Consider the following 25,709-nt stretch of genomic DNA (forward strand, 5'->3'; position numbering starts at 1 on the left):
ACGGGCGCATTCCGTCATTGGGGAGAAACAAATGACGATTCGACGGGCACGCGGCCACGCCGAAGCTAGTGTGAGCCTTCGCGATCGACTGGTGGAGGCCGGACTGGAAACCAAGTTTGCCGACCTGCTGGTCGAAATGCCGCATAAACTGGTTCACGTAGAGCCCCGCAGACCCTTTCGCGAACCGGGCGTCGCCCGTGACGAAGTGATGTTCGTCCGTTCGGGCATCCTGTCCAAATTCAAGAGCGACGGTAGCGGCCGCCGGCAGATTGTCGCGCTGCGGTTCCCGGGCGACGGCATCCTGCCGCGGGAAGGCACCGCCGACTATGGTATTCAAGCGATCATCCGAAGCGAGGTGATGGTCGGCAAGGCCGAGGATTTCGATCCGCTGGTCGAGGCCAATCCTGAACTGGCGCGCTTCTTCTGGAAGCTGATCCAGCGGCATAATTCCATTGGCTATGAATGGCTGGTCAACACGGGTCGTCGCGATTCAACCGCCCGCGTCGCGCATTTGCTGTGCGAAACCGCGGAACGGATGGGGATCGACGTCCGCGAGGATGGGATGGTCAATCCATTCACGCAGCAGCAGATTGCCGACATTACTGGCCAGACTTCGGTGAACGTCAACCGCGTCTTCGCGGACTTGGAACGCCAAGGCCTGATCAAGCGGCGCGGCCGGGAGATCTTCTTCAACGACTGGAGCGAGATGCGCCGGGTGGCGAGCTTCCAGCCTGGATATCTTCAGTAGGAATATCGGGGGGCGGGCCATCCCGCCCCTTACTTGGACGCCGGCCCGCGTGCCGGACGCGCATGGTGGGCGCGGCAGGGATTGAACCTGCGACCCCACCCGTGTGAAGGGTGTGCTCTACCACTGAGCTACGCGCCCATGCCGCGTCGGTCGGGCGCAATTAGGCGAGCCCACCGACCCTGTCCAGCCCGTTGGCGGGCCTTATCCAAACTTATTGGACAGCATCCTTGAGCACCTTGCCGGGCCGAAATTTTGGCTGAGAGGTTGCCTTAATCTGCATTGGCTCCCCGGTCCGGGGATTGCGTCCCGTCGAGGCCTTGCGGCGGGTGACCGAGAAGTTACCGAATCCGACGAGGCGGACCTCATCGCCGCGCTTCAGGGTCGAGGTGATCACCTCAAGCATTGTTTCGACTGCCCGGCTCGCGTCATTGCGCGAAAGACCAGCGCGGTCGGCAACGTGGCCGATGAGTTCTTGCTTGTTCATGCGTTACAGCTCCCGGTTCGGTGCAGCGGGACTCGCTGCCCGGCAAAGAACCGCCCTTTTAAGGCAATTTCCGGGCACTAAGTCAAAGCCCTAGTGACGAATGGTGGTCTCTTCCCCGCCAACCGAGGGATGAACGACAGGTTCGGTGGCCTGTTCGTCGGGATCAGACCACTCGATCGGCACAATCGGCCGAGCGAGCGAGCGCGCCAGGACTTCGTCCACGTGGGCCACCGGGATGATCTCCAAGGCTTCCTTCACCGACTGCGGAATCTCGGCAAGGTCCTTTTCATTATCCGCCGGAATGAGCACCGTGGTTATGCCGCCGCGCAGAGCCGCCAGCAATTTTTCCTTGAGACCGCCAATCGGAAGCACCCTGCCCCGTAACGTGACTTCGCCGGTCATCGCCACATCGCGGCGTACCGCAATGCCGGTCAATGTCGAAATCATCGCCGTAACCATGCCGATACCCGCTGACGGCCCGTCCTTTGGCACCGCCCCTTCAGGCAAGTGGACGTGAATGTCCTTGCGCGAGAAGATCGACGGCTTCACGCCATAGCTTGGAGAGCGCGCCTTGACGAAGCTCATCGCCGCCTGGATCGACTCCTGCATCACTTCACCAAGCTTGCCGGTCGTCTTGATCTGACCCTTGCCCGGAACGGTGACGGCCTCGATCGTCAATAGTTCGCCGCCAACCTCGGTCCACGCCAAGCCGGTCACAGCGCCAATCTGATCCTCTTCCTCGCCGACCCCGTAGCGGTACCGACGGACACCGAGAAAATCTCCTACATTCTCTTCGGTTAGGATGATTGCTTCAGACTTGTTCTCAAGAATTTGGCGAAGCGACTTGCGCGCGATCTTGGCGAGTTCGCGCTCGAGCGTGCGGACCCCGGCCTCCCGCGTATAATGACGGATGACGGAGCGAAGCCCCCCATCGTCAAACTGGAGCTCTTCGTCCTTGAGGCCATGCGCCTCGACCTGCTTGGGGATCAGGTGGCGCTTGGCGATCTCGACCTTCTCATCCTCGGTATAACCCTCAAGCCGGATGATCTCCATGCGGTCGAGCAGCGGCTGCGGCATGTCGAGCGAATTGGCCGTCGTCACGAACATCACATCCGACAGGTCATAGTCGAGTTCGAGATAATGGTCCTGAAACCGACTGTTCTGCTCCGGGTCGAGGACTTCCAGCAGGGCGGATGCTGGATCGCCGCGGAAATCCTGTCCGAGCTTGTCGATTTCGTCGAGCAGGAACAGCGGGTTGTTGGTCCCCGCCTTCTTGAGGTTGGCGATGATCTTGCCGGGCAAGGAGCCAATATAGGTCCGGCGGTGACCGCGGATTTCGGCTTCGTCGCGTACGCCGCCGAGCGACTGGCGAACGAATTCGCGCCCGGTCGCCTTGGCAATCGAGCGACCAAGCGAGGTCTTGCCGACGCCGGGCGGGCCGACTAGGCACAGGATCGGACCCTTCAGCCGGTTAGTGCGAGCTTGGACCGCCAGATATTCGACGATCCGGTCCTTGACCTTCTCAAGGGCATAATGATCCTCGTCCAGAACCGCCTGCGCTTCGGCGATGTCACGCTTTAGCCGGCTCTTCTTGCCCCAGGGCAGGCCGAGCAGCACATCGAGATAATTGCGCGCCACCGTTGCTTCGGCGGACATCGGCGCCATTGCCCGTAGCTTCTTCAGTTCGGCATTGGCGCGCGTCTTGGCTTCCTTGGACAGGCGGGTCTTGCGGATCTTGGTCGCAAGCTCGTTAAGCTCGTCGCCGCCCTCCTCGCCTTCGCCCAACTCGCGCTGGATCGCCTTCAATTGTTCGTTGAGGTAATATTCGCGCTGGGTCTTCTCCATCTGCCGCTTGACGCGGCTGCGGATCTTCTTCTCCACTTGGAGGACGCCCAGTTCGCCTTCCATGAACGCGAACACCATCTCAAGCCGACGCGCCGGGTGAAGCTCGCCGAGTAGCGCCTGCTTGTCCGCAACCTTGATCGATAGATTCGACGCGACCGCATCGGCAAGGATCGATGGTTCTTCGATCTCGCCAAGCTGCATCGACGTTTCGGCGGGCAACCTTTTGTTGAGCTTCGCGTAATTTTCGAACTGGTCGATCACCGAGCGCATCAGCGCCAGCGCCTCCGGCCCGTCGGCTTCCTGCTCCTCGACCAGCTCCACCTCGGCAACCTGGTGGCCGTCGACTTCCGACAAGTCGACCAAACGCGCCCGCTGGACGCCTTCAACAAGGACGCGAACGGTCCCATCGGGCAGTTTCAGCAACTGCATGGCGGTAGCGATTACGCCAAGATCGTAGAGCGCGTCGCGATCGGGATCGTCCTCGCTCGGGTCGAGCTGGGCAACCAGGAACAGCTCCTTGTCGGCTGCCATCGCGGTTTCCAATGCGGCGACCGATTTCTCGCGGCCAACGAACAGCGGCACGATGCGATGCGGGAAGACGACAATGTCGCGAAGCGGAAGGACAGGAAGAGTACGGCTTTTCATGGCCGCTATATGGGCGGCCTCATCCCGTCGCGCAATGAATCACGAGGTGCTTTGTCCAAATGCGACGAGCAGTCCGGGAATTAGGTTCTGCATGGCGTGGGTCGCCGCAGCGATGCCGACACCTGCCCAGAAGCCGCGCTGGCGCCAAACGACATAGAGGGTCGAAAAGATAAGGAATGGCCACCAGATGACCAAGCCCCAGCCGATCGCTTGCGCCGAATGGAGCGCGCCCCAGCCCACCGCGCTTAACAGGATTGCAGCTGCGGGCGGCATCAGGCGAACGAATATCGCCAGCGCCGCGGCCATCGCCAGGGTTTCGACCAGCGGTGCGAACACCACCAGCAGCAGGAAGGCGACAGGGCCCTGCAGCGGGAACTCGGGCGCCGGGAGCGATGGCGCGACCAGCCTTGAAATACCCGCAAGAATCAGGCTTCCGCTGATGCTGAGAAGCCAGCCGATCAGGATCGCCCGCCCGGGATTGCGCGGCTCTCGGATGGCGGCCGGCAGGATTTTTAGGAAGCTGTCGTCAAGCAACCGCGCCGACGCGGGCGCCGGGACCGACCCCACTATCAGGCCGCGTCGCCAGTGGTGCCGCCGGCGGCCGACTTGTCCTTCTTCGCATAGACCCTGACCGGGTCCTTTCGTCCGTCGATCACATCCTTGTCGACATGGACTTCATCGACCCCCTCCATCGACGGCAGATCGAACATCGTGTCGAGGAGGATGCCCTCGAGGATCGAGCGGAGGCCGCGAGCGCCTGTCTTGCGCTCGATCGCCTTCTTGGCAACGGCATGCAGCGCCTCGTCGGAGAAGCCCAACTCGACCTCCTCCATGTCGAAGAGCTTCTGATACTGTTTTACCAATGCGTTCTTGGGCTCGACAAGGATCTTGACCAATGCGGTCTCGTCCAGGTCCTCGAGCGTCGCGATCACGGGCAAGCGACCGATGAATTCGGGGATCAGGCCAAATTTGAGCAGATCCTCTGGCTCGGTGCTCTTCAAAGTTTCGCCGGTGCGCTGCTCGTCCGGGGCAGCAACATGGGCGCCAAATCCCATCGACTTGCCCTGGAGGCGATCACCGATGATTTTTTCGAGGCCCGCGAAGGCGCCGCCGCAGATGAACAGAATGTTGGTCGTATCGACCTGCAGGAATTCCTGCTGCGGGTGTTTGCGACCGCCCTGCGGCGGGACCGAGGCGGTGGTGCCTTCCATCAGCTTCAGCAGGGCCTGCTGGACGCCTTCGCCGGACACATCGCGGGTGATCGACGGATTGTCGGATTTGCGGGAAATCTTGTCGATCTCGTCGATGTAAACGATGCCCCGCTGGGCCTTTTCGACATTGTAGTCGGACGCCTGCAACAACTTCAGGATGATGTTTTCGACATCCTCGCCGACATAGCCGGCCTCGGTCAGCGTTGTGGCGTCTGCCATGGTGAACGGCACATCGAGAATCCGCGCCAGCGTCTGAGCCAGAAGCGTCTTGCCGCACCCGGTGGGGCCAATCAGGAGGATGTTGGACTTGGCGAGTTCCACGTCCGCGCCCGACTTCGACCCATGGGCGAGCCGCTTGTAATGATTATGGACCGCGACCGACAATACGCGCTTGGCGCGCTGCTGCCCGATCACATAGTCGTCGAGTACTTTGTAGATCTCGCTGGGCGCCGGAACGCCGTCGCGGGTCTTGACCAGCGCCGACTTGGTCTCCTCGCGGATGATATCGTTGCAAAGTTCGACGCATTCGTCGCAGATGAAGACGGTCGGGCCGGCAATAAGCTTGCGGACCTCATGCTGAGACTTGCCACAGAAGCTGCAGTAAAGCGTGCTCTTGCTGTCGCTGCCGCCGGAAAGCTTGGTCATATCATCCCTTGTCTTCATTACCGGCCGCAGGGCGGCCGCCCGGTCATGCTAAACCGGTTTATCGCACAATCAAACTAGCAGATGCGTTAACGCGCTGCCCCACCGTAAGTGCCTGTCCCAAATATGGAACGCAAGGTTGGCTACGGCAAGGGCGAAGAGCCCGGACCAAGCGCGGTCCGGCTCAAATACCTAGGTTCGGGTTCGCTCAGGCGGGCGTTATGTCCGCCGCGCCCGTCCTGTCGCCATCGCTGAGGTCGGGCCTGCGGTCAAACACTTCGTCGATCAGCCCCCAGGCCTTGGCCTCGTCGGCCTCCAGGAACTTGTCGCGATCCATCGCCTTTTCGACTTCTTCGATCGGCTGGCCGGTATATTTGGCGTAAAGCGAGTTCAGGCGGGTGCGCATACGCAGGATTTCGCGCGCCTGGATTTCGATATCGGACGCCATGCCCTGCGCGCCGCCGGACGGCTGGTGGACCATTATGCGACTGTTGGTCAGCGCGATCCGCATACCCGGCTCGCCCGCCGCCAGCAGGAAGCTCCCCATCGACGCGGCTTGGCCGATGCAGACCGTGCTGACCTTCGGACGGATATATTGCATCGTGTCGTGGATCGCGAGACCGGCGGTCACGACGCCGCCAGGCGAATTGATGTACATGAAGATGTCCTTCTTCGGGTTCTCGGACTCGAGGAAGAGCAGCTGGGCGGTGATCAGCGAGGCCATATGGTCCTCGATGGGGCCGGTGATGAAGACGATCCGTTCCCGCAACAGCCGCGAATAGATGTCGAAGCTGCGTTCGCCCCGGTTCGATTGTTCGATGACGATGGGGACGAGGGCGGAAACAATGTCTTGATGATCCATGGGGGTAACCGGTCCTTGCGTTGTGTGCGCCCTACATCGGGCCGAAACCGCGCGTGTTCAAGCAGCGAAATAAAGGAAAAGGGCGACCCGCGCGAGCGGGCCGCCCTCCCCCGTTATGCAGTGCCGAAGGCCCGCGTTACATTTTCACGGTTGCTCGGGCGTAAAGGTAGCGGCCCGGAACATCATGCGCAGATACCGCGAAATTGTTGGTTTCGCAGCTGATGCAGCCCGGAGTCTTCACGTCGAACAGGTTGTTGACGCCAAGAGCGAAGCCGAAATTGTCGGCAAAGCTCGGCGCGAACCAGCGCAGCTGAACGTCGGTATAGAACACCGAATCCAGCTTGTTGCCGGTGGTCCCGTCGTCCAGCTTGGAGACGTAGCGACCGGTGACCGAGGCCCCGAAATTGGTCAGGTCCCAATCGATCGTGCCGACCGATTTCCACTTCGGATAGGCCTGCGATGGTGCGCCGACCTCCGTTCCCTCGCGGCTCAGTTTCTGCAAGCCGGTGGTGGTTGGAACAAACACGTCGAAGTTGCGGAGGAAGGTGTTGTTCCAGGTCAGGTTGAACTTGCCAGCCCCGGTCCGGATGTTGCGATAGGCCAGATTGACGTCCCAGCCGTGAGTCCGAATTGCCGCGATGTTCTGCAGCAATCCCGAAATTTCGGTCAGCTCGCCGTTGACCCGCGTCGTCAGTGCGCAAGAGGACGGGTCATTGTTGACGACGCAATTCACCAGCGTGACGTTGGCATTGATCGTCTGGATCGCATCCTTCAGGCGGATTTGATACCAGTTCGCTTCCACCGAGAAACCGGGGAGGAAGCGCGGGCTGAACACGCCGCCCACGACCCAGCTCTTCGATGTTTCCGGTTGCAGATCCTCATTGCCACCAACCACGACCGAGATTTGCGGATTGGCCTGCGAATAGCTGCCATCGGCGGGAACGCCGAGTGCAATGCAGTTGGCCCGCACTTGAGGGTTGTTGGAAAAACGCTGCGGCTGGTTGTTGGTGGCATGCGACGAACAAGGGTCGTTGAGCGTCTGGTCAAAACGCGACTGGCTGCCGAACAGTTCACCGATCTGCGGCGCCCGGAAGCCCTGCGCCCAGGATGCGCGGAGCCGGAGGTCGGGAACCGGCTTCCAGTTGAGCCCGGCCTTGAACGTCGTCGGAGAGCCAAGTCCGCGCGAATAGTCGGAGAAGCGCACCGCGCCGGTCAACTCAAGCGCATCGACGAAGGGCATGTCGGCAAGCAGCGGCGCGCTGACTTCCGCATAGGCTTCCCGCACGCTGTAGCTGCCTCGAGTCGGCAAAGCCGGAATGTCGGAGCTGAAGCCGGCGGCGACGACAGGATCGGGATCGAAACGTCCCTTGAGCTTGCGATATTCCACGCCGACAGCGACCCCTAGCGGGCCGCCCGGAAGATCGAACAGGCTTCCCGAGAGGTTGCCCGTCGCATCGAACACCTTCTGCTCGCTGCTGTCGTTCTGGATGAAGGTGACATAGTCGAGCATGTCTTGGGTGATGGACCCGGCGCCGCCGAACAGGTTGAAGGGCACGCAACCTGTCGTCGCCTGGCAAGTCGCCAATGGCCCAAGCGCGGTCCGCAGCCGGCCGGAGTGAATGTTTCCAAGCATCCGCTGCTTGGCCTTGTTCCGGCCATAGGCCGCGTTGACATCCCAGAACCAGCTGCGACCGCCAAGGTCGAAACTGCCATCAAGCGTCGCGGTGCCGTACCGCGTATCGACGGTCTGGTTGAACCGACGGGGCCCCCCTTCGACGAACCGCCGGAGGATGAAGCGGGTGTTGCTGGAATCCAGATCGACTCCGAACGGGTTATAGGGGTTGGTGTCGTCGATAACGATCGAGCTGAGCACCGGAGTAAGGCCCGAAGCGACCCCCACACCGAACGGCAGCGGAGCGGCCTGGTTCTTCGATTTGCGGCGGTTCCACAGGGCCTTGGCCGAAAAGTTGATCCTCTCCGCCAATTCATACTTCAGATTGGCGAAGGCACCGTAGCGCTCAAGCGGAACCTGCAGCAGGTTGAATGGGCCGAAATTGAACCGGTCCGCCGGGTCGGCGAATGGCCGGAAGTCGGCAAGCGTCGGCGTAGTTCCCGGCGGGACCGGCGCGATCAGGGTCAGGTCCTGGCCAAGCACGGCGTAACGGCCATTAGGCAGAAAGCCCGAACAGCCGCCATCGGCGCAGCTTTCCGAATAGGGGTTCGGAAACCGGCTGATCGCGCGATTGGCGGTCGAGACAGCGCCTTGCTTGACGAAATTGCCGCCTACGACGAGGTCGAGCGGGCCATTGCTTCCATTGCCCCAGCTCAGCTGGTAATTCTGGGTGAAGCCATCGCCGACATCGTAGCCGCCCCATTGCGCGCTGCCGGCAAATCCGGCCTGACGCTTCTTGGTAATGATGTTGACCACGCCGGCGATCGCGTCCGAGCCGTAAATGGCAGACGCGCCGTCCTGGAGGACTTCGATGCGCTCTATCGCGCTTTCGGGGATGGAGTTGAGGTCAGTTGACCCGGGTACACCCGATGCGGACGCGCCGTTCACGTAGCGAATGCCGTCAACAAGCACGAGCACTCGTCGCGAACCGAGGTAGCGAAGATCAATCTCCGCGGCACCGGCACCGACGCCGCCCCCGTCCGGCGGATTGCCGAGATTACCCGAATTGTTGATCTTGCTGTTGAGACCGCCACCCGAACTGGGCAGGCGCTGAAGCACATCGTTGACCGAATTCAGGCCCGTCTTGGCCATATCTTCCTGGTCGACGAAAATGATCGGCTGTTCCTGCGACAACGGGTCGCGGCGGATGCGTGAACCGGTGACAACAATTTCGCCCGCGACTGTCGGTTCGGTGGCCGTCGAGGACGGCGTTTCCGATGCGTCGGGTGGAGGCAAGGTACTTTGTGCTGCCGCGGCACTGCCGGTCACCAATGCGAGAATGGCGGCGCCATCGCGAAGCGTCCTGTGGAAACGACCCATCCAGTTTTCTCCCTGTTAAACAAAAAGCGGATAAAGCTTTCTTGCTGACGAGAGAGAGTATAAAACTGTTGGGCGCAGGAATAGCTGGGTGCTTTATTTGGCTCTGACTGTTACTTTCCTGCAACAACCGGTGCGGAATAGGCTAGATAGGCAAGTCGTCTGACTTCGCGCCGCCCACGGGTCACCGTATCGAGGATTAGCCCCGCAAAGAATCCAAGGACTGCAACAATCACCATGCCGGTGACCAGAATTGCGGTCGGCAAGCGGGGCACGAGTCCGGTGTCGAGGTAGGTCAGGAGCAAAGGCACCGACAGTATTAGTGCCGCAGCCATCATCAAGGCGGCGATGCCGCCATAGAAAAGCACCGGTCGCTCGACGCGGTACAATGTGCCGATGGTCTTCAGGATGCGCCAGCCGTCGCGATAGGTCGACAGTTTCGACGCCGAGCCTTCGGGCCGCGCCCCATAAACGGTGGGAATCTCGCCAACCGGCATTTTCAGTTCCAAGGCATGGACGCTGATCTCGGTCTCGATCTCGAAGCCCTCGGACAGGACCGGAAAGCTTTTGACGAACCGTCGCGAAAAGGCCCGATAGCCGGAAAAAATGTCGGTGAAGCTTCGCCCGAAAAGGCGCGCGAGCAATCCGGTGAAGATCCGATTGCCCAGCACATGACCGCCGCGATAGGCCTCGGCGATTTCATGCTGGCGGGTCCCGACCACCATGTCGAGCTGGTCTTCCACCAGCAGCTTGACCATGTCCGGCGCGGCCTTGGGATCGTAGGTCAGGTCTCCATCGGCCATGACATAAACATCGGCATCGACGTCGGCGAACATCCGGCGCACGACATGTCCTTTGCCTTGCTGCCCTTCCGAGCGGACAACGGCGCCAGCGGCCCGCGCGACCTCTATCGTTCGATCGCTGCTATTATTGTCGTAGACGTAGATTGTCGCCGAGGGTAGAGCCGAGCGGAAGCCGGCGATCGTCTTCGCGACCGCCGCTTCCTCATTGTAGCAAGGCAGGAGGACGGCGATCCGCAACATGTCGTCCATCAAATCCCCCCAAAAGCTGCCGGCCAAACGGTCGAGGCCCGCCTCTCCCGCTGCTTAGAGAGGAAAGAGGGGCTTCGACAAGCTAGGCCGAAGCGCCTTACTTCTTCTTGGCGGCTGGTTTCTTGGCGGCGGCCTTGGCCGGTTCGGCTTTCTTTGGTTCCGCCTTCTCGGACTTGGCAGCAGCGGACTTCTTGGCCGCCGGCTTTTCAGCCTTGGCGGGCGCATCGGCCTTCTTCGCGGCAGGCTTTTTCGCTGCAGCCTTCTTGGCCGGCTTCGCCTCGCCATGGTCATGGCCGCAACCGGGCCCATGGACATGGCCTTCCTCGCTTTCGAGGTCCGCTTCTAGCTCGGCACGGGTTACCGAACGCTCGCTGATCTCCGCCTTGGAGAAAAGGAAATCGACGACCTTGTCCTCATAAAGCGGGGCACGAAGCTGGGCGGCGGCCATCGGATTTTGCTGAAGGTAACGGATGAACGCGTCGCGGTCCTTGGGCTGGTATTGCGCTGCAGCCTGGCCGATCAGCCGGTTCATTTCCTGCTGGCTGACCTCAATGCCGTTGGCCGCACCGATCTCGCTGAGCAACAGGCCAAGGCGCACTCGGCGCACGGCAATGTCGCGATAATCGGCGGCGTCGCCCTCGATTTCCTTAAGCGCCGCTTCGGGATCCGCTTCATGGCTGGCTTCGTGGCGAAGCTGGGCCATGATATTCTCATATTCGGCGTCGACCATTGACGGCGGGACCTCGAAATCATGATCCGCGGCGAGCTGGTCGAGGAGGCGGCGCTTCATGTGCGTGCGGGTCAGACCGTTCAGTTCCTGCTGCTGCTGGTCCTTGATCAACCCCTTGAGCTGCGCCAAGTCATTGAGCCCGAGCTGCTTCGCGAAATCGTCGTCGAGCTTGGTCTCGCCGGCGACCTTCACTTCCTTGACCTTGATATCGAAGGTCGCAGCCTGGCCCTTGAGGTCCTCCGCCGGATAGTCGGCGGGGAACGTCACGTTCAGCTGCTTTTCGTCGCCGACCTTGACGCCTTCCAGCTGGTCTTCGAAGCCCGGGATCAGTTGGCCCGAACCGAGCACCACGATCATGTCCTCGCCGGTACCGCCGTCGAAAGCGACGCCGTCGACCTTGCCTGCGAAGTCGATAACGACCTGGTCGCCCTTCGCCGCCTTGTGACCCTTCTTGGCGGGCTCGAAGCGGGTTTGCGACGCGGCCAGCTGCTTCAGCTGCGCATCGACCGCCTCATCGTCGGTATCGACCGTCAGTCGCTCAAGCTTCAGCCCGTCGGTCTTTGGCGCCGGGACATCGGGGAGGGTTTCGAGGCGGACATTGATTTCCGCATCCTTGCCGGTCTCATAGCCCTCGTCGAGCTCGACTTCCGGCTGCATCGCCGGGCGGAGCTTCTTGTCCGCCATCAGTTTCTGGACGCTGTCCTGCACCGCGGTGTTGAGCGCATCGCGCATCAGCGCTTCGCCATGCATCTTGCGGATGAGGTTCGGCGGCACCTTGCCCGGACGGAAACCTGGCATGCGCACGGTCGGCGCGATGCGCTGGATCTCGCCGTCGACGCGCGCGTCGATGTCCTTGGCGGGAATGGTCAGCTTATAGGCCCGCTTCAGGCCTTCGTTTTCCGTCTCGACGGTCTTCATGGTCACGGCTTTATCCCACTCGAAAAATCTGCTGCGGACGTTCGCGGTTTCCTGTCGGAAAATGGTGCGCGCGGAGGGACTCGAACCCCCACATCTTTCGACACTGGAACCTAAATCCAGCGCGTCTACCAATTCCGCCACGCGCGCGCGGACGTCATTAAGGTGCGGGCCTATAGCAAGGATCGGCTGCGGGGCAAGAGCGCCGAGACGAGCAACTCCGCGGCCGCGACGGGGTTATCTTATCGAAGGAGCAAGCCATGCAAGACCCGTCCCAGCCGACCACACCGCCCCAAGAGACGCCGCCACCGCCCTCGCAGCCGGTTCCGCCCGCTTCACCTGCCGAGCCCACGGTCCCTCCCGCCGAGGCACCAGAACTACCAGGCGACGTCGATATCCCTTCGCCGGGCGCGGTCGCGCGAGGCTGGTGATGGCCAGCATTCCCCCGCGACCCGGCTCGCCGCCGCCGGCCGACGGGCCGGGCGAGGTCCCGCCATTGCCGGGAGAGCCGGAGCCCCCGCCCACGCCCGATCCCGTGAGCGACTAGACCCGCCGAGCCGAGGCGACCACGGCTTCGAAATCCGGGAGAAGAGTGGAATAATAATGTGATCGGGCCGCATCCAGCAGCACGAGGTACAGTCGTCCCTCGATAACGACACCGACGGCACGACCTTGCCGTCGGACCTCGTCGCTATCAAGATGCTCGAAATCATATTGGAAACCATTGGCCCCAAGGAACGGCCGCGGCGCCAGCGACAGCGTCTTGAAATCGACCGTCCCGCCCCGGACCCGGAACAACGTCTCGATCATCGCCGCGATCTCGGGGGCGGTCATGCCCGACCGAAACTTGGGGACCTGACGATCGTCGCGGCTGCGCTGCCGAACCAGCGTCTTGCCGTCCTTGAGACCGGTGACGAAGCTCAGGCTATCGAGATAGGGGCCATTCTGGGTCCAGTCCTCGACCGCGGAGATGTCGACGAACAGGCTGGCGGCGATGCGATTCCATTCGCGCGGCGGCGTCACCGCCAGCGTTTTATCGCCGACCCGGACCTCTTTCGCCCGAACGAGTGAATAGCCGCCATAGCCAAAGCCGCCACCACCAACCGAACTGCATCCGCCGAGCGCCAGGGCGGCCAGGATGATTGAAATCCGCATGGCCATTCTCCTCAACTCGCCATCATTTGCCGCACGAGCGCCGCGTCAGGCGCGTTGGGATTCATCGTTAGGTAGCGTTGGAAGGCCGGGCGCGCCTCGGCCCCCCGCCCCTGCTTTTTCAGCATGATTCCATGCCAGCGCCATGCATCCGGCGGCGCGTCCGGATAGAGGATCGATGCGGCGTAGCCCTGGGCCGCCCGTTGTTCATCCCCGCTCCGCCCCCTCAGCCTCCAGATTTCGCCTTCATGGAAGCGCAGCAATCCGTTCCAGCCGTCTTTCGCAAGAACGTTGACGATATACTGGCTTGCTCCGGGATCGTTGAGTTTGACCTGGTCGTCGAGCAAGGTTGGCCGGGTCGCTGCAAGCGCCGCAAGATAGCGATCGCGATGAGCGTCATAGGCGCGTCCTCCGACGCGCACTTCGGCAGCCGACACCTTGAGGTCAGCCATCCGCGATTCCGGCGCGGGATGGGTCGAAAAGAGCGAGAAGTCGCGGTGGCGGCGCTTGCGCCGATATTTGGCGCTGAGGTCAAGCTCGCCGATCAATTGGCTCCACGTCTCGCTCATGGCCACGGGATCGTAGCCTGCCTCGGCGAGCAGCCTGATCCCCATCGCGTCGGCCTCGGCTTCCAGCGTGCGATTATATCGAAGGAGCGACAGCATCGTGCCAAGCTGGGCCAGCCGTACGAGATCGCCCGCATAGATGCCCGCGGCACCGCCCGCGACCCCTGCCCCCATCGCTAGGAACGAGAAAATATCGGTCCTGCGGCGCATGTCGCGCCATTGGCGAATCTGGTGCTTGCGCAGGAAGTGGGCGCTTTCATGGGCGATCACCCCGGCGAGCTGCGCCTCATTGCGCATCCTTAGCAGCAAGCCGGAGAAGATTACGGTGAAGCCCGTCGGAAACATCACCGCGTTAAATTCGGGGATCCGCGCCAGGTAGATGCGCATGTCCTTGGCGGCCGGTCCGCCGACCCGGCCGATCAGTTCGCCAAGATAGGCGGCCAGCCGCGGATCACGGATCAGCAGGTTCGATCCGGAGACCTCCTCTTCGACCCTCTCCATCAATTTCCACAGGCCTTTTTCGTCCTGGTCCACCGCCCGATAGCCAGGACCGATCAGCGGCTCCATTTCCTTCGGCAGAACGCGCGCCTGGGCGGCGCCGGTCGCAATTCCGGCGGCAAGCAATCCGCCGCCGCCGATCAAGGCGCGCCGGCTAATCGGCGGGCTCATTGTACCTGGTCCTGCCGGCGACGGACGTTGCGGCCCGGCTTCATGCGTTCAAGCAGGCGATCGACCAGCTGCGCGGCGCCGGCCTCCGTCCGAATATCCCCCATCTTGATCCCCGCGACCTGGCTGCCCGCCTGGACGACGTTGAACCAGACCACTTCGCCGGTCCGAAGATCGACGAGGCTGGCGTAGGCCAGTTGCCCATCCCCGGCCATCGTCGGAGCGCAGAAGCCGACGAAGCATCCGGCAATCCCCAGGACCTGCAGCGCGACCCGGCCGCCAGACGCGAAACTGTCTTCGGCATGAAGGAACAATGCATAGTCGTAACCGGACTGCCGGCCCAGCGCGACGGCATCGGCCCCCAAGGTCCAGTCAAGCCCCTTGCCGCGCTTGGTCGGGAGATAGGCACCCGAATATTTATGAAGAGCAATCGAACTGCCAACCGCATAGTGGAGCCGCTCGAGCTCGGCGATGCTCTCGGCCGAAACGCCCGGAAGCGAGTCCCGCCGCTCGAGGATGCGGATGTCGCCGCCGCGGCCCGCCTGTTGGGCCCGGATCGCCTCGATCATCCTGGCCCGGGCCATTTCCGTCCAGTCGGCACGCGGTTCGACCATTCCGCCCGTGGTCACCGATCCGACCGCCACGTCGGGCCGCATGACCAGAAGTTTGTACTGGCCCTGGGGAGGCGCGAACTCGACGTCCGCATATTGCCGCGTTTGGACGCACCCCGCGAGCGCGACCCCTGCCAACAGCGCGATACCCAACCGGCGCATAAGCTCACCCCCGACTGATATTGTCGGTTGGAAACCTGCCCTCCATTTCCGAAATTGGCAAGAGTTTCAGTCGCCTAGCGCGCTGGGCAGGAAATTCCTTCCACGTCCCCGAGGCATTTGCCATCGAGAGCGCGGGCATCGACCGCAAGCCCAAGCAAGGCCGCCAGAGTCGGCATGATGTCGACCGTTTCGATATGTTCGGGCCGGTCCGACGCCGCCATTCCCTTCCGCCAGAACAGGATTGGAACGCGCCGGTCATGGTCCCACACGCTGCCGTGGGTGGCGGTATATCCCTTCGACGGCACGGCGATCGGACTGATATGCTGTTTCAGAACGACATACAGGTCACCGGATCGTTTGGGATCGAACGACGCGCGGATGCGCTCAATCACGCTCCAGCGATCCGGCGATCCGGTCGGCATTGCGACCTTCATGATCTCGTCGCGGCCAAAGGCGGCGAAGACTTGCGGGTGGGCGCGATAGCTGGCGAGTGCATCAGCCAGGACGCGACTCCGTTCTGCGGCGGGCAGCGAGGCATCGATCCAGATATCGCCAGCGATCCCGATGCCCTTGAGCACGCTATCCGTCCGGTTCACGCGCGGTGCGAGGCGCTTGCCGACTTCCGAAGCAGCCAGCGCGGGATCGGCGCGGGCCGCATCGGCAACGCCCTTGTCACGAAGCCGCTCGGGAAGGTCCATGACGCCGTGATCGGCCGTCAGCATCACCGCATAATCGATTCCGCTGAGGTCGAGCTGAGCGAAAAAATCGCCTAGTTCGCGGTCCAGCGCCAACACCTGCAGACACATCTCCATGCCGCCGCTGCCATAGGCGTGACCGATATAATCGGTAGCCGACAGGCCGACCGAGATAATGTCGGTTGCCGGTCCCCGGCCAAGGCCCATTTCCTGGATCAGACCTGCAGACAGGGCGAGCGTCGCTCCGTCGAATTCAGGCGAAATGCGAAAGGCGCGCAAGTCCCCGGCGGCGCGCTCGAAGCGATGGTCGCCGGCCCGAACGCCGGGTGCAAGGTCATAACCGCGAGCCCGGGCCGAACAGAGCGGCGGCGGTGCGAGCGCCGGTCGTGCGACAGCCAGGGCCGTCGTCAAACCGACATTGAACGCCGTGACCACGGCCGGCGTGGGTCGGGCCTTGAGGTCGGTCGCGAAGATCTGCCCGTTCCAATACCAGCGCTGGTCGACATTGCGCCCGCCCATCATCACCGCGGCGCGGTCCTTCCCGGCCACCGCGACATTGCGGCTGGCGGGCGACAGCTTCTTGAACCGGTCGCCCAGCGTTTCGGCGTTGAGGTGGATGGGCGAGACCGAATAGCTGGTCGAGGTCGATCCCGCGACGCTTTCGTCTTCCGCGCAGTAGATGACCTGATCCTGCCGCGACGCCGACTGGTCGATCCAGCTGTTCGCAACGATGCCGTTAGACGCCGGCCGCTTGGCGGTCAGCATCGTTGAATGGCCGGGACAGGTCTCGGTCGCGGCGTGGCTCTGGTAACCGTTGCGAAAGACCGTCCCGCCCGACAGGCGTTTGAGGCCCGCGGTGAAGTGCGGGCGATACTCGTCGAAAATGTCCCCGGACAGTTGGTCTACCGAAATGGCGATCAGCAGTTTTGGCGGCTGGGCGGGGCGCGTGGCGGGCTGTGCCAATGCCGCGGAGGAAGTTGCCGCCAGTAATAGGGCGATGCCTAGATTACGCATAACTTCTCTCCCACCAGTTTGCTGGCGTTCACCCGTCCAGCTTGGCCCGCAGCCGTTCATTGACCAGTTGCGGATTGGCCTTGCCCGCCATAGCCTTCATGGTCTGGCCGACAAAGAAGCCGAACAATTGCTGCTTGCCGTCCCGGTACTGCTGGACCTTGTCGGCATTGGCGGCGAGGATCTTGTCGATTTCTGCGTCGATCGCGCCGGTGTCACTGGTCTGTTTCAGACCTTTTTCCTCGACGATCGCAGCGGCTCCCTGCCCGGTCTCGAGCATGATCTCGAAGACCTGTTTGGCGATAGTCCCGCTGATCGTGCCATCCGCGACCAGGCCCAGCAGCTCAGCCGCAGCAGCCGGCGAAACCGGGCTTTGGCCGATCGACTTGCCCAGGCGATTAAGCGCGCCGAACAGCTCGCCATTGACCCAGTTGGAGGCCTGCTTGGCCTCAGCCCCGGTTTCCAGCAGCGCATCGAACCAGCGCGCGGTTTCGACCTCGGCAGTTAGGACCGAGGCATTGTAGGCGCTGATCCCCAGCCCTTCGTAGCGCTTGCGCTTGGCATCCGGCAGCTCCGGCAGCGACGCCCGGCATTCCTCGATAAACGCCTCGTCCAGCTCCAGCGGGAGCAAGTCGGGATCGGGGAAATAGCGATAGTCGTGCGCGTCTTCCTTTGAACGCAGCGGACGGGTGACATTCTTGTCTGGATCGTAAAGGCGCGTTTCCTGGACGACTTCGCCGCCCTCCTCAATCAGGTCGACCTGGCGGCGGGCCTCCTGCTCGACCACCGCCATGACGAAACGAACCGAATTGACGTTTTTCGTCTCTGTGCGGGTCCCCAACTCCTCGCCCGGGCGACGCACGCTTACGTTGACGTCGGCGCGCATCGAGCCTTCTTCCATATTGCCGTCGCAAGATCCGACATAGCGCAGCACCGCGCGTAGCTTGCGCAGATAGGCACCGGCCTCGGCGGGCGATCTCATGTCGGGCCGCGAAACGATTTCCATCAGCGCGACGCCCGACCGGTTGAGGTCCACATAGGACATGGTCGGATGCTGGTCGTGCATCAGCTTGCCGGCATCCTGCTCGACATGGATTCGCTCAATGCCGATCCGCTTGGCCGAACTCTCGTCTTTTTCGTCGAGCAGCACCTCGACCTCGCCCTCGCCAACCAGCGGGTGGTAGAGCTGCGAAATCTGGTATCCTTGCGGCAAATCGGCGTAGAAATAATTCTTCCGGTCGAACCGACTCCACCGGTTGATCACCGCATCGAGCGCCAGTCCCGTACGCACAGCTTGGCGAATACATTCGCCGTTGAGCACAGGAAGCATGCCCGGCATCGCCGCGTCGACCAGACTCACCTGCGTGTTGGGCTCCGCCCCGAACGCGGTCGCCGCGCCAGAGAACAGCTTGGCGTTGGACACCACCTGGGCATGGACTTCCAGGCCAATTACGATTTCCCAGTCGCCGGTCGCGCCCTTGATGCGATAGTCGCTCATGCCCACCAATTCCCCGGACGATGATTGAAACCGGCGCGTTCCTCGATCGCGAGACCGGCGTTGAGGATGCCCTGTTCGTCAAGTTCCCGGCCGATCAGGTGCAGGCCGAGCGGAAGCCCCTGCCCGTCAAGCCCGCCCGGAACCGACAAAGCCGGCAGCCCGGCAAGGCTTGCCGGGACCGCGAACACGTCGTTCAGATACATGGCCAGCGGATCGCTCATCTTCTCGCCAAGGCCGAAAGCCGCGCTTGGGGCGGTCGGGGTGAGGATCAGGTCGCACCGTTCGAACGCCTGCGCAAAGTCCCGCTTGATCAGCGTGCGGACCTTCTGCGCCTTGGTGAAATAGGCGTCATAGAAGCCCGCCGAAAGGACATAGGTGCCGATCATGATCCGACGCTTGACCTCGGCGCCAAAGCCGGCCGCGCGGGTTGCGGCGTACATCGCATCGAGATTGCCACCCGGGGGCGACTCCCGAAGCCCGTAGCGCACCCCGTCATAACGGGCGAGGTTCGATGACGCTTCGGCCGGGGCGATGATGTAATAGGTCGGTAAAGCATATTTGGTGTGCGGAAGGCTGATCTCGACCACCTCAGCGCCGGCATCCTTCAGCCACTCGATCCCGCGGTCCCAGATGGCATTGATCTCGTCGGGCACGCCGTCGATGCGATATTCCTTGGGAATTCCCACCGTCTTGCCGCGAAGGTCACTGCTCAGACCGGCTTCCCACTGAGGCACCGGCAGGTTGAGCGAGGTCGCATCCTTGGGATCGAAGCCGGCCATTGCTTCAAGCAGGATCGCACAGTCGCGCACATCCCGGGCCATCGGACCGGCTTGGTCGAGCGATGAGGCAAAGGACACGATCCCCCAGCGCGAGCAGCGGCCATAGGTCGGCTTGATCCCGGTAATTCCGGTGAAGGCCGCCGGCTGGCGGATGGAACCACCCGTGTCGGTACCGGTGACGCCGGGCGCCATCCCGGCCGCGACCGCCGCTGCCGACCCGCCTGAGCTTCCGCCAGGGGTCAGCGCCGCGTTGCTACCGTCGTTGCGGCGCCAGGGCGAGATGACCGGGCCATAGGCGCTGGTTTCGTTGGACGAGCCCATCGCGAACTCGTCCATGTTGAGCTTTCCGAGCATGCCCGCTCCGGCGTGCTTCAGATTGCCCGAAACGGTGCTTTCGTAAGGCGGCTTGAACCCGGCCAGGATCTTGCTTCCGGTGGTGCTGTCGACCCCTTCGGTGCAGAACAGGTCCTTGATGCCGAGCGGGATACCCGACAGCGGCTTCAACTCCCCCGACGCTTTGGCCTTGTCAGCCGCGTCGGCGGCGGCCAGCGCCAGTTCCGGGGTCTCCACGGTATAGGCATTGAGTTCGCGCCCCGCGGCAACCGCCGCGTTGAAGGCCTCGGCAATTTCCCGCGCCGTGAACTCGCCGGCCCGGAACCCTTCGCGCAACTGGGCGATGGTCTTGCTGTTGAGCTCGCCCACTATTCGATCACCTTCGGAACGGCGAAAAAACCGTGCTGCGCGTCGGGCGCGTTACGCAATACCGCATCGCGAACATTGCCGTCGTCGACCACGTCGTCGCGCAAGCGAAGCTGGTTCTCGATGACCGCGGTGAGCGGTTCGACCCCGTCGGTATCCACCTCGCCGAGCTGTTCCACCCAGCCGAGTATGTTGTTGAATTCGGGCACCATCGCCTCGATCTCGGAATCGCTCATCGCGATCCGGGCCAGCTTAGCGACATGCCGCACCTGATTTGCGTTCACGGACATGGCAGCGCGGCTAGCAGGGGGCAGCTTCCCCTTCAAGCGAGTTGCCGCACCGCATCATGCGCATTAAGCGCAAGCGCCCATGTGTGCCCGCCGCTTTCTGATCATCATCTTCATCTTCATCCTGCTTGCCGTATTGGGCGCCTTCGCCCTGTTCCAGTTCGGCGACCGGGTGCTCATTCAGCAGGCTGTTCCGGTGGGGCGCTATCAGGAGCCAGCGCCGCGCAGCGGGCCGGATTATGCCAGCGATACCGCCTGGATTGCCAAGCCAGGGTTGGCCGACGATCCGTCGGCATGGGTTCCCGAAGGCGAAATCAGCACGCGCGGCGCAAAGCGCGCCGCGACCTTCTTCGTCCACCCGACTACCTATCTTGAGCGCGACCGGTGGAATGCGCCGCTCAACCTCGACGGCGAGGCCGATTCGCGGACCCGGCTATTCGTCCGGAGCCAGGCGAGCGCGTTCAACAGCGTCTCCGACATATGGGCACCGCGCTACCGCCAGGCCGCGTTCGGCACATTCCTGCTGCGAAGCGAAGATGCGGACAAGGCGCTAGGCCTCGCATATCGCGATGTGCTGGCGGCGTTCGATGCGTTCATCGCCGCCCAACCACCGGGCAAGCCGCTGTTCCTCGCGGCGCACAGCCAGGGCTCGCTCCACCTTTCGCGCCTGTTGGTCGACCGCAAGGAGGCGATCGCGGGCCGCTTGGTCGCCGCCTATGTCGTCGGCTGGCCGCTTTCGACCCGCGCTGACCTGCAGCCCGCCGGCGTTGCCGCCTGCGGCACGGCTCAGGCAACGGGCTGCGTCCTGTCGTGGCAAACCTTCAGCGAGCCGGCCAATCCGCGACTGGTGCTTGACGCTTGGAAGGGCACCAAGGGACCCACCGGAATCATCCGGGAGCAGGCCGACATGCTGTGCACCAACCCGCTGACGGGGTCGACGGGCGCAGGTGCCGCGCCGATGGCGAACAAGGGAACCCTGGTGCCTAACGGCGGCCTTGCCTCGGCCAGCCTGGTCGCCGGGCAAGTGGGCGCGCGCTGCGACAAGGGATTCCTGTTGATCGAAGGCGAAATCCCGGATCTTGGGCCCTATCTGCTACCCGGCAATAATTATCATGTTTACGACTATGCCCTATTCTGGGGCTCTATCCGTGCCGACGCGGAAAAGAGGCTGGCGCAGTGGCGCTGATCACGACGATTGCCACCGAGTTCGCCGCGGCGCTGCCGGCCAACGGCGGCAGGCTCGCGGGACTCGACGTCGGGACCAAGACCATCGGCCTTGCAACCTGCGATTCGGGATGGAGTTTCGCGACCCCCGCCGACACGGTGAAGCGCACCAAATTCACTGCCGACCTGGCGGTGCTGGCCAGCTTCATCACCCGTCACAAGCCGGTCGGGCTGGTTGTCGGCCTGCCGCTCAACCTTGACGGCAGCGACAGTCCGCGCACCCAGTCGGTGCGCGCCTTCGCCCGCAATCTCGCCCCGCTCGACCTGCCACTGCTGCTATGGGACGAACGATGGTCGACCGTGGCGGTCGAACGGACGATGATCGAAAGCGAAATGAGCCGTGCCAAGCGCGCCGAGAAGGTCGACGCCCATGCCGCGGCGCATATCCTGCAGGGGGCAATCGATGCTCTGGTCAACTTGCCGCCTTCAGGCTAGGGCGCGGCTTTAATGCACCTTCTTTCGATCGACGACATCACCGACGACCAGATCGGTGACTTGCTGGACGAAGGCGAACGCTGGTTCGCCTACAATCGCCAGCCGCGTCGCAATGACCATCGCCTAGACGGCCTGACCGTGGTCAACGCCTTTTTCGAAAATTCCACGCGAACCCTGATGAGCTTCGAGATCGCCGCCAACCGGATGGGCGCGCAGGTCGTGACGATGCAAGTCGAACATAGTTCGATCAAGAAGGGCGAAACGCTGGAGGATACGGCGCGGACCCTGAACGCGATGCGGCCAGACGCTCTGGTAATCCGTCACGGCACCAGTGGCGCGCCGGCCAGCGTTGCCCAGATCATGGACTGCCCCGTCATCAACGCCGGTGACGGAATCGGCGAACATCCCACCCAGGCGCTGCTCGACGCGGCGACGATCCGCCAGCACTTCGGTCGGGTTGAGGGCCTGAAGATTGCCATTTGCGGCGACCTCAAGCACAGCCGGGTTGCCCGCTCGAATGCCAAATTGCTTGCCCGGCTTGGCGCGCAGCTGCGCTTTGCTGGATCTCCTTCGCTGATGCCCGACCACCTTGAAGGCGTGACCATCGACGAAGCGGTCGACGCGGCCGACGTCATCATAATGCTGCGCGTCCAGCGGGAACGGATGGAAGAGGATCTCGGCGATGCGCCCGGCGAATATCTGGCGCGTTTCGGCCTTACCGAGGCGCGCTTCGCGGCGGCATCGGCCAATGCCGTGATCATGCATCCCGGGCCGATCAACCGCGGCGTCGAAATCGAAGGGGCGCTTGCGGATCACCCGTCGCGCTCGCTCATCGTGCGCCAGGTCGAAATGGGTGTCGCGGTCAGGATGGCCTGTCTCGACCTCCTGACAGCAAACCGGCGCCGCTAGTTCAGCCGCGCGAGGCAAACCTGACCGGGGAATCCCCCGACGCGCTGCGCACGAAGCAATTGGAGCCAGCCCGCTTCAGCGACGAACAGAGTTCGATTGCGTCGCGTTCGCTCTCGAAGCCCTTGACCGAGAGACGGTAAACCGTGCCCTCGCCGGCATCGAACTGCGCCGTTACGGGCACATAGCGCTTGAGCGAGTCATGTTTGGCCGAAGCCCTGCTCCAGGCCGTCGCGACGCGCTCGCGCGATGAATAGGCGCCGATCTGAACCACAGCGCGGCTCTTACCGACGGCAGCCCTGGGTGCCGAAGCCTTGCGAATCGACGGCAGCGAATCCGACAGACGGACAGAGGCCGGGGAAAGCGCTGGACGGGCCTCGCGGAGCGCGAAGACCGGGGTTTCGGCCGGAGCGGCATATTCGGGCATCGGCGTCTCAGCCAGCGCGACCGGCGCGGCCGGCGCAGCATAGGTCGGCATAGCCGGTGGTGCGATTGGGGCGGCCTCAGCGTAAACCGCGGCCGGAGCCTCAGTCACGGGGACCGGTTCAGCAGCTGCCTGCTGGATCCCAGTATCGCGATGCAGTGCCAGCCGAACGGGCTGCCCCGGATCGGCGGCGATCGGCTGAATGCCGATGAACGAAGCGACCTGATCCGAAGCCCGGCTCGGCTTGGCGAGTGCCATCCATTGCTGGATGCGGCTGTCGATCTGGTCTGCGGGCAAGTCCTGAGCCGCGACCACGCGAGCCTGGACCCAATCGCCGGACAGCGCATGGGCGAGCGCCAGGTTCTGGCGGGTACGGGCGTCGGCGCCGATGGAGCGGGCGACCGGCTCAAGCAGCGCGACAGCGCCCTGCGGGTCACCGGCAAGCGCCAATGCCAACCCGGCGTCGGTCGGATCGATCATGCCGCGAGCTTCGGCGAGAAGGAGCTGGGCTTGATCGCTTTTGCCCAAGCCGATCTGGACCAGCACCAGTTTCAGGATAGTTTGCGGCTGGGTCGCCCCAAGCGACAAGGAATCGCGATAGGCCGCTTCGGCAGAAGCGAAGCGTCCAGCAGCGAGATAGCAGTTACCAAGCAATGTGCGGAAGCTGGCGTCGTTCGGACTGACTTCGACCGCCCGCTCCGCCAGCGACAGTGCAGTGGCAACGTCATTGGCCATCAGCGCCATCTGCGCGCGGGTCGCAAGACCGACGTCGGCCGAATTGACCTTGGCGCCGAACGGCGATGCGCCACGCAGCCTTGAACCGGGTCCGGCGCAAGCCGTAGCCAGCGCGATTAGCGACACGGCGGCGGCCGCGGTGGCTAGGCGATTCGGCGTCATCGGACGTATCTCCCCAATTATAGTTCGGCGCGCTTGCGCGGTGCCTTTTCGGCCATCGTGTCGAGTTCGGGCATTCCGGCGAGCAGCGCATCGAGTGCGTCGGTCACCAGCTGCTGGGCCGAACGGCCGCTGACGGCGCAAGCCAGGCGAAGTTTCAGATGCCGGTCCGGATCGAGCCGCAGCGTGAACGCGGCCTTGCCCTTGCTTCCGGGAGCCGCGCGGCGGCGGACCGGCTTTGGCGCTTCAAGGCGCGCCGGGATCACCAGCACGGGCGTGGGCTTGACCGACAGGACCGGCTCGGGCGCAGGATTGGCCAGCGGCTCCGGTTCGGGTCCCTTGGCTTCGGGCGCGAGGCTTTCTTCCGGCCCAAGCTGTTCGGGCACCATTGTCAGGGTTGGCGTTTCGTCCGGCTCGGGTTCGTAGATCTCGGCCGTCTCGTCGATATATTCGCCATCCTCATTCTCGCCATCCTCGTCATGCGACGAGAAACGTTCGGCAATCTCGGCCTGCTGGTCATGCACCGGCGAGTTGATCGGCGTCAGCGCGGAAATCGGATTCCGCAGCGGCAGGTCGGGGAGTTCTTCCCCGAACGCGTCGTGGTCGGCGTCGCGGATCGGGACGATCGCCGGCTTCGGCGGTTCAAACCCCATGTCGTTCCAGCCGAGATCGTCGAGACCGGCGCCGCTTTGGCCGAAGCCTTGCGGACGCATCGCCGGGCGGGCCGCGCCCTTGCGAGCAAGCAGACCGGACGAGAGCGATGCGAATGCCTTGGGTTCACCCATCGCTGACACTCCTTACTGGCCCACCACGCGGCGGCCGAAGCCACCAACGGGACGCGGGCTGGCCGCACTGATACCGGGCGCCTGGTTGGGCGCGGCAAAGACGGTACGGCGAAAATTCTTTTCAAGGCGGTCGGAGATATAGTCCCAAAGTTCGGTGACCTCGCGAGCGGACCGGCCTTGGGGATCGACCTCCATCACCGTCCGGCCATCGATCATCGAAGCAGCGAAGTCAGTCCGGTGATGAAGCGTAACGGGAGCGACGGTGCCATGCTGTGACAGCGCGACCGCGGCTTCATAAGTGATCTTGGCCTTGGGGGTCGCCGCATTGACGACGAAGATGAGCGGCTTGCCGGCGCGGTCGCAAAGATCGACCGTGGCTCCCACGGCGCGCAGGTCGTGTGGGCTCGGACGGGTTGGGATCACGATGAGTTCGGCCACCGCGATGACCGACTGAATGGCCATAGTAATTGCTGGTGGCGTGTCGATGACGGCCAAGCGAAAGCCTTGCTGCCGAAGCACTTCAAGGTCCGATGCGAGCCGAGCAACGGTCGTCTGGGCGAAGGCCGGCATGTCATCCTGCCGCTCGTTCCACCAGTCGGCAAGCGACCCTTGCGGATCGATGTCGATCAGGCAGACCGGGCCCGCGCCCGCTCGCTGCGCTTGCACCGCAAGGTGACCGGACAGGGTGGTTTTGCCCGACCCGCCCTTCTGCGATGCCATTGCCAGAACGCGCATTCCATTCCCCTCGCCATATGACGCTGTTCGACCCCACCTGACAGCAAAGCCCCTAAA

General features: G+C 63.2%; 22 protein-coding genes and 2 tRNA genes. 4 read left to right on the top strand and 20 right to left on the bottom strand.

Annotation, left to right across the window (positions count from 1 at the left end; genetic code table 11):
- Positions 1 to 31: 31 nt before the first annotated feature.
- A complete protein-coding gene (locus FMM02_RS01005; protein WP_147493123.1) occupies positions 32 to 748 on the top strand; it encodes a Crp/Fnr family transcriptional regulator in 717 nt (238 codons plus the stop codon).
- A 63-nt stretch (positions 749 to 811) separates the two neighbouring features.
- On the opposite strand, the gene FMM02_RS01010 is transcribed toward FMM02_RS01005, so the two are convergent.
- From FMM02_RS01010 to gatC, 17 genes are all read right to left on the bottom strand, one after another.
- A tRNA-Val gene (locus FMM02_RS01010) sits at positions 812 to 886 on the bottom strand.
- Between the two features lie 73 nt (positions 887 to 959).
- The gene (locus FMM02_RS01015) at positions 960 to 1,232 is read right to left on the bottom strand and encodes an HU family DNA-binding protein (protein ID WP_119530479.1); all 273 of its coding nucleotides are present in this window, start codon (positions 1,230 to 1,232) and stop codon (positions 960 to 962) included.
- 90 nt (positions 1,233 to 1,322) lie between these two features.
- Complete coding sequence (gene lon / locus FMM02_RS01020; protein ID WP_147493124.1) at positions 1,323 to 3,722, bottom strand: endopeptidase La; 2,400 nt, start codon at positions 3,720 to 3,722, stop codon at positions 1,323 to 1,325.
- Positions 3,723 to 3,761: 39 nt separating this feature from the next.
- Positions 3,762 to 4,289 (bottom strand): hypothetical protein, encoded by a 528-nt coding sequence (locus tag FMM02_RS01025; protein ID WP_147493125.1) that lies wholly within the window; start codon positions 4,287 to 4,289, stop codon positions 3,762 to 3,764.
- Positions 4,290 to 4,291: 2 nt separating this feature from the next.
- Positions 4,292 to 5,578, bottom strand: a complete 1,287-nt coding sequence (gene clpX / locus FMM02_RS01030) for an ATP-dependent Clp protease ATP-binding subunit ClpX (RefSeq protein ID WP_147493126.1) — start codon at positions 5,576 to 5,578, stop codon at positions 4,292 to 4,294.
- 205 nt (positions 5,579 to 5,783) lie between these two features.
- Positions 5,784 to 6,437: an ATP-dependent Clp endopeptidase proteolytic subunit ClpP gene (gene clpP / locus FMM02_RS01035; protein ID WP_147493127.1), complete on the bottom strand. Its 654-nt coding sequence runs from the start codon at positions 6,435 to 6,437 to the stop codon at positions 5,784 to 5,786.
- 136 nt (positions 6,438 to 6,573) lie between these two features.
- Positions 6,574 to 9,429 carry a TonB-dependent receptor gene (locus FMM02_RS01040; protein WP_147493128.1) on the bottom strand — a complete coding sequence of 952 codons (2,856 nt, stop codon included), beginning with the start codon at positions 9,427 to 9,429 and terminating at the stop codon, positions 6,574 to 6,576.
- A 110-nt stretch (positions 9,430 to 9,539) separates the two neighbouring features.
- Positions 9,540 to 10,478, bottom strand: a complete 939-nt coding sequence (locus tag FMM02_RS01045; RefSeq protein ID WP_147493129.1) for a glycosyltransferase — start codon at positions 10,476 to 10,478, stop codon at positions 9,540 to 9,542.
- Positions 10,479 to 10,575: 97 nt separating this feature from the next.
- Positions 10,576 to 12,126, bottom strand: a complete 1,551-nt coding sequence (tig, locus tag FMM02_RS01050; RefSeq protein ID WP_147494917.1) for a trigger factor — start codon at positions 12,124 to 12,126, stop codon at positions 10,576 to 10,578.
- A gap of 62 nt (positions 12,127 to 12,188) precedes the next feature.
- Positions 12,189 to 12,273: transfer RNA gene (locus tag FMM02_RS01055), tRNA-Leu, on the bottom strand.
- Positions 12,274 to 12,666: 393 nt separating this feature from the next.
- Positions 12,667 to 13,278 (bottom strand): hypothetical protein, encoded by a 612-nt coding sequence (locus tag FMM02_RS01060; protein WP_147493130.1) that lies wholly within the window; start codon positions 13,276 to 13,278, stop codon positions 12,667 to 12,669.
- A gap of 11 nt (positions 13,279 to 13,289) precedes the next feature.
- A complete protein-coding gene (locus tag FMM02_RS01065) occupies positions 13,290 to 14,510 on the bottom strand; it encodes a M48 family metallopeptidase (protein ID WP_147493131.1) in 1,221 nt (406 codons plus the stop codon).
- On the bottom strand, positions 14,507 to 15,280 hold the full coding sequence (locus FMM02_RS01070) for a hypothetical protein (protein WP_147493132.1): 774 nt from the start codon (positions 15,278 to 15,280) through the stop codon (positions 14,507 to 14,509). Before FMM02_RS01070 ends, FMM02_RS01065 begins: the two co-directional genes overlap by 4 nt.
- 74 nt (positions 15,281 to 15,354) lie before the next feature.
- Entirely contained in the window at positions 15,355 to 16,989 is a 1,635-nt protein-coding gene (locus FMM02_RS01075) for an alkaline phosphatase family protein (RefSeq protein WP_147493133.1), read from the bottom strand.
- 28 nt (positions 16,990 to 17,017) lie between these two features.
- Positions 17,018 to 18,484 (bottom strand): Asp-tRNA(Asn)/Glu-tRNA(Gln) amidotransferase subunit GatB, encoded by a 1,467-nt coding sequence (gene gatB, locus FMM02_RS01080; RefSeq protein WP_147493134.1) that lies wholly within the window; start codon positions 18,482 to 18,484, stop codon positions 17,018 to 17,020.
- Entirely contained in the window at positions 18,481 to 19,965 is a 1,485-nt protein-coding gene (gatA, locus tag FMM02_RS01085) for an Asp-tRNA(Asn)/Glu-tRNA(Gln) amidotransferase subunit GatA (protein WP_147493135.1), read from the bottom strand. Before gatA ends, gatB begins: the two co-directional genes overlap by 4 nt.
- On the bottom strand, positions 19,965 to 20,252 hold the full coding sequence (gene gatC / locus FMM02_RS01090; RefSeq protein WP_147493136.1) for an Asp-tRNA(Asn)/Glu-tRNA(Gln) amidotransferase subunit GatC: 288 nt from the start codon (positions 20,250 to 20,252) through the stop codon (positions 19,965 to 19,967). The genes gatA and gatC overlap by 1 nt, the downstream gene beginning before the upstream one ends.
- A gap of 79 nt (positions 20,253 to 20,331) precedes the next feature.
- On the opposite strand from gatC, the gene FMM02_RS01095 reads away from it, so the two are divergent.
- From FMM02_RS01095 to FMM02_RS01105, 3 genes are read left to right on the top strand one after another with little or no spacing between them, the layout of a single operon-like run.
- On the top strand, positions 20,332 to 21,435 hold the full coding sequence (locus FMM02_RS01095; RefSeq protein WP_147493137.1) for a DUF3089 domain-containing protein: 1,104 nt from the start codon (positions 20,332 to 20,334) through the stop codon (positions 21,433 to 21,435).
- A complete protein-coding gene (ruvX, locus tag FMM02_RS01100; protein ID WP_147494918.1) occupies positions 21,432 to 21,908 on the top strand; it encodes a Holliday junction resolvase RuvX in 477 nt (158 codons plus the stop codon). Before FMM02_RS01095 ends, ruvX begins: the two co-directional genes overlap by 4 nt.
- 12 nt (positions 21,909 to 21,920) lie before the next feature.
- Complete coding sequence (locus FMM02_RS01105) at positions 21,921 to 22,817, top strand: aspartate carbamoyltransferase catalytic subunit (protein ID WP_147493138.1); 897 nt, start codon at positions 21,921 to 21,923, stop codon at positions 22,815 to 22,817.
- Between the two features lies 1 nt (position 22,818).
- Here the strand turns inward: FMM02_RS01105 and FMM02_RS01110 are convergent, their stop codons facing one another.
- Genes FMM02_RS01110 through FMM02_RS01120 form a run of 3 tightly spaced genes read right to left on the bottom strand, consistent with a single transcriptional unit; the run spans position 22,819 to position 25,652 of the window.
- On the bottom strand, positions 22,819 to 24,135 hold the full coding sequence (locus FMM02_RS01110; protein WP_147493139.1) for an SPOR domain-containing protein: 1,317 nt from the start codon (positions 24,133 to 24,135) through the stop codon (positions 22,819 to 22,821).
- Between the two features lie 17 nt (positions 24,136 to 24,152).
- The gene (locus FMM02_RS11305) at positions 24,153 to 24,917 is read right to left on the bottom strand and encodes a hypothetical protein (protein ID WP_246104792.1); all 765 of its coding nucleotides are present in this window, start codon (positions 24,915 to 24,917) and stop codon (positions 24,153 to 24,155) included.
- A gap of 12 nt (positions 24,918 to 24,929) precedes the next feature.
- Entirely contained in the window at positions 24,930 to 25,652 is a 723-nt protein-coding gene (locus FMM02_RS01120) for a ParA family protein (protein ID WP_147493140.1), read from the bottom strand.
- Between the last annotated feature and the right edge of the window lie 57 nt (positions 25,653 to 25,709).

The organism is Sphingomonas xanthus (assembly GCF_007998985.1).
GTDB lineage: Bacteria > Pseudomonadota > Alphaproteobacteria > Sphingomonadales > Sphingomonadaceae > Sphingomicrobium > Sphingomicrobium xanthum.

What these genes read in the sequence shown, in the direction of transcription:
- clpP (WP_147493127.1), bottom strand. Translation starts at nt 6,437, where the DNA reads ATGGATCATCAAGACATTGTTTCCGCCCTCGTCCCCATCGTCATCGAA.
- lon (WP_147493124.1), bottom strand. Translation starts at nt 3,722, where the DNA reads ATGAAAAGCCGTACTCTTCCTGTCCTTCCGCTTCGCGACATTGTCGTC.
- gatB (WP_147493134.1), bottom strand. Translation starts at nt 18,484, where the DNA reads ATGAGCGACTATCGCATCAAGGGCGCGACCGGCGACTGGGAAATCGTA.
- clpX (WP_147493126.1), bottom strand. Translation starts at nt 5,578, where the DNA reads ATGACCAAGCTTTCCGGCGGCAGCGACAGCAAGAGCACGCTTTACTGC.
- FMM02_RS01070 (WP_147493132.1), bottom strand. Translation starts at nt 15,280, where the DNA reads ATGCGCCGGTTGGGTATCGCGCTGTTGGCAGGGGTCGCGCTCGCGGGG.
- FMM02_RS01060 (WP_147493130.1), bottom strand. Translation starts at nt 13,278, where the DNA reads ATGCGGATTTCAATCATCCTGGCCGCCCTGGCGCTCGGCGGATGCAGT.
- FMM02_RS01075 (WP_147493133.1), bottom strand. Translation starts at nt 16,989, where the DNA reads ATGCGTAATCTAGGCATCGCCCTATTACTGGCGGCAACTTCCTCCGCG.
- FMM02_RS01005 (WP_147493123.1), top strand. Translation starts at nt 32, where the DNA reads ATGACGATTCGACGGGCACGCGGCCACGCCGAAGCTAGTGTGAGCCTT.
- FMM02_RS01095 (WP_147493137.1), top strand. Translation starts at nt 20,332, where the DNA reads ATGTGTGCCCGCCGCTTTCTGATCATCATCTTCATCTTCATCCTGCTT.
- gatC (WP_147493136.1), bottom strand. Translation starts at nt 20,252, where the DNA reads ATGTCCGTGAACGCAAATCAGGTGCGGCATGTCGCTAAGCTGGCCCGG.
- FMM02_RS01120 (WP_147493140.1), bottom strand. Translation starts at nt 25,652, where the DNA reads ATGCGCGTTCTGGCAATGGCATCGCAGAAGGGCGGGTCGGGCAAAACC.
- FMM02_RS01015 (WP_119530479.1), bottom strand. Translation starts at nt 1,232, where the DNA reads ATGAACAAGCAAGAACTCATCGGCCACGTTGCCGACCGCGCTGGTCTT.
- FMM02_RS01105 (WP_147493138.1), top strand. Translation starts at nt 21,921, where the DNA reads ATGCACCTTCTTTCGATCGACGACATCACCGACGACCAGATCGGTGAC.
- FMM02_RS01040 (WP_147493128.1), bottom strand. Translation starts at nt 9,429, where the DNA reads ATGGGTCGTTTCCACAGGACGCTTCGCGATGGCGCCGCCATTCTCGCA.
- FMM02_RS01110 (WP_147493139.1), bottom strand. Translation starts at nt 24,135, where the DNA reads ATGACGCCGAATCGCCTAGCCACCGCGGCCGCCGCCGTGTCGCTAATC.
- FMM02_RS01045 (WP_147493129.1), bottom strand. Translation starts at nt 10,478, where the DNA reads ATGGACGACATGTTGCGGATCGCCGTCCTCCTGCCTTGCTACAATGAG.
- FMM02_RS11305 (WP_246104792.1), bottom strand. Translation starts at nt 24,917, where the DNA reads ATGGGTGAACCCAAGGCATTCGCATCGCTCTCGTCCGGTCTGCTTGCT.
- tig (WP_147494917.1), bottom strand. Translation starts at nt 12,126, where the DNA reads ATGAAGACCGTCGAGACGGAAAACGAAGGCCTGAAGCGGGCCTATAAG.
- FMM02_RS01065 (WP_147493131.1), bottom strand. Translation starts at nt 14,510, where the DNA reads ATGAGCCCGCCGATTAGCCGGCGCGCCTTGATCGGCGGCGGCGGATTG.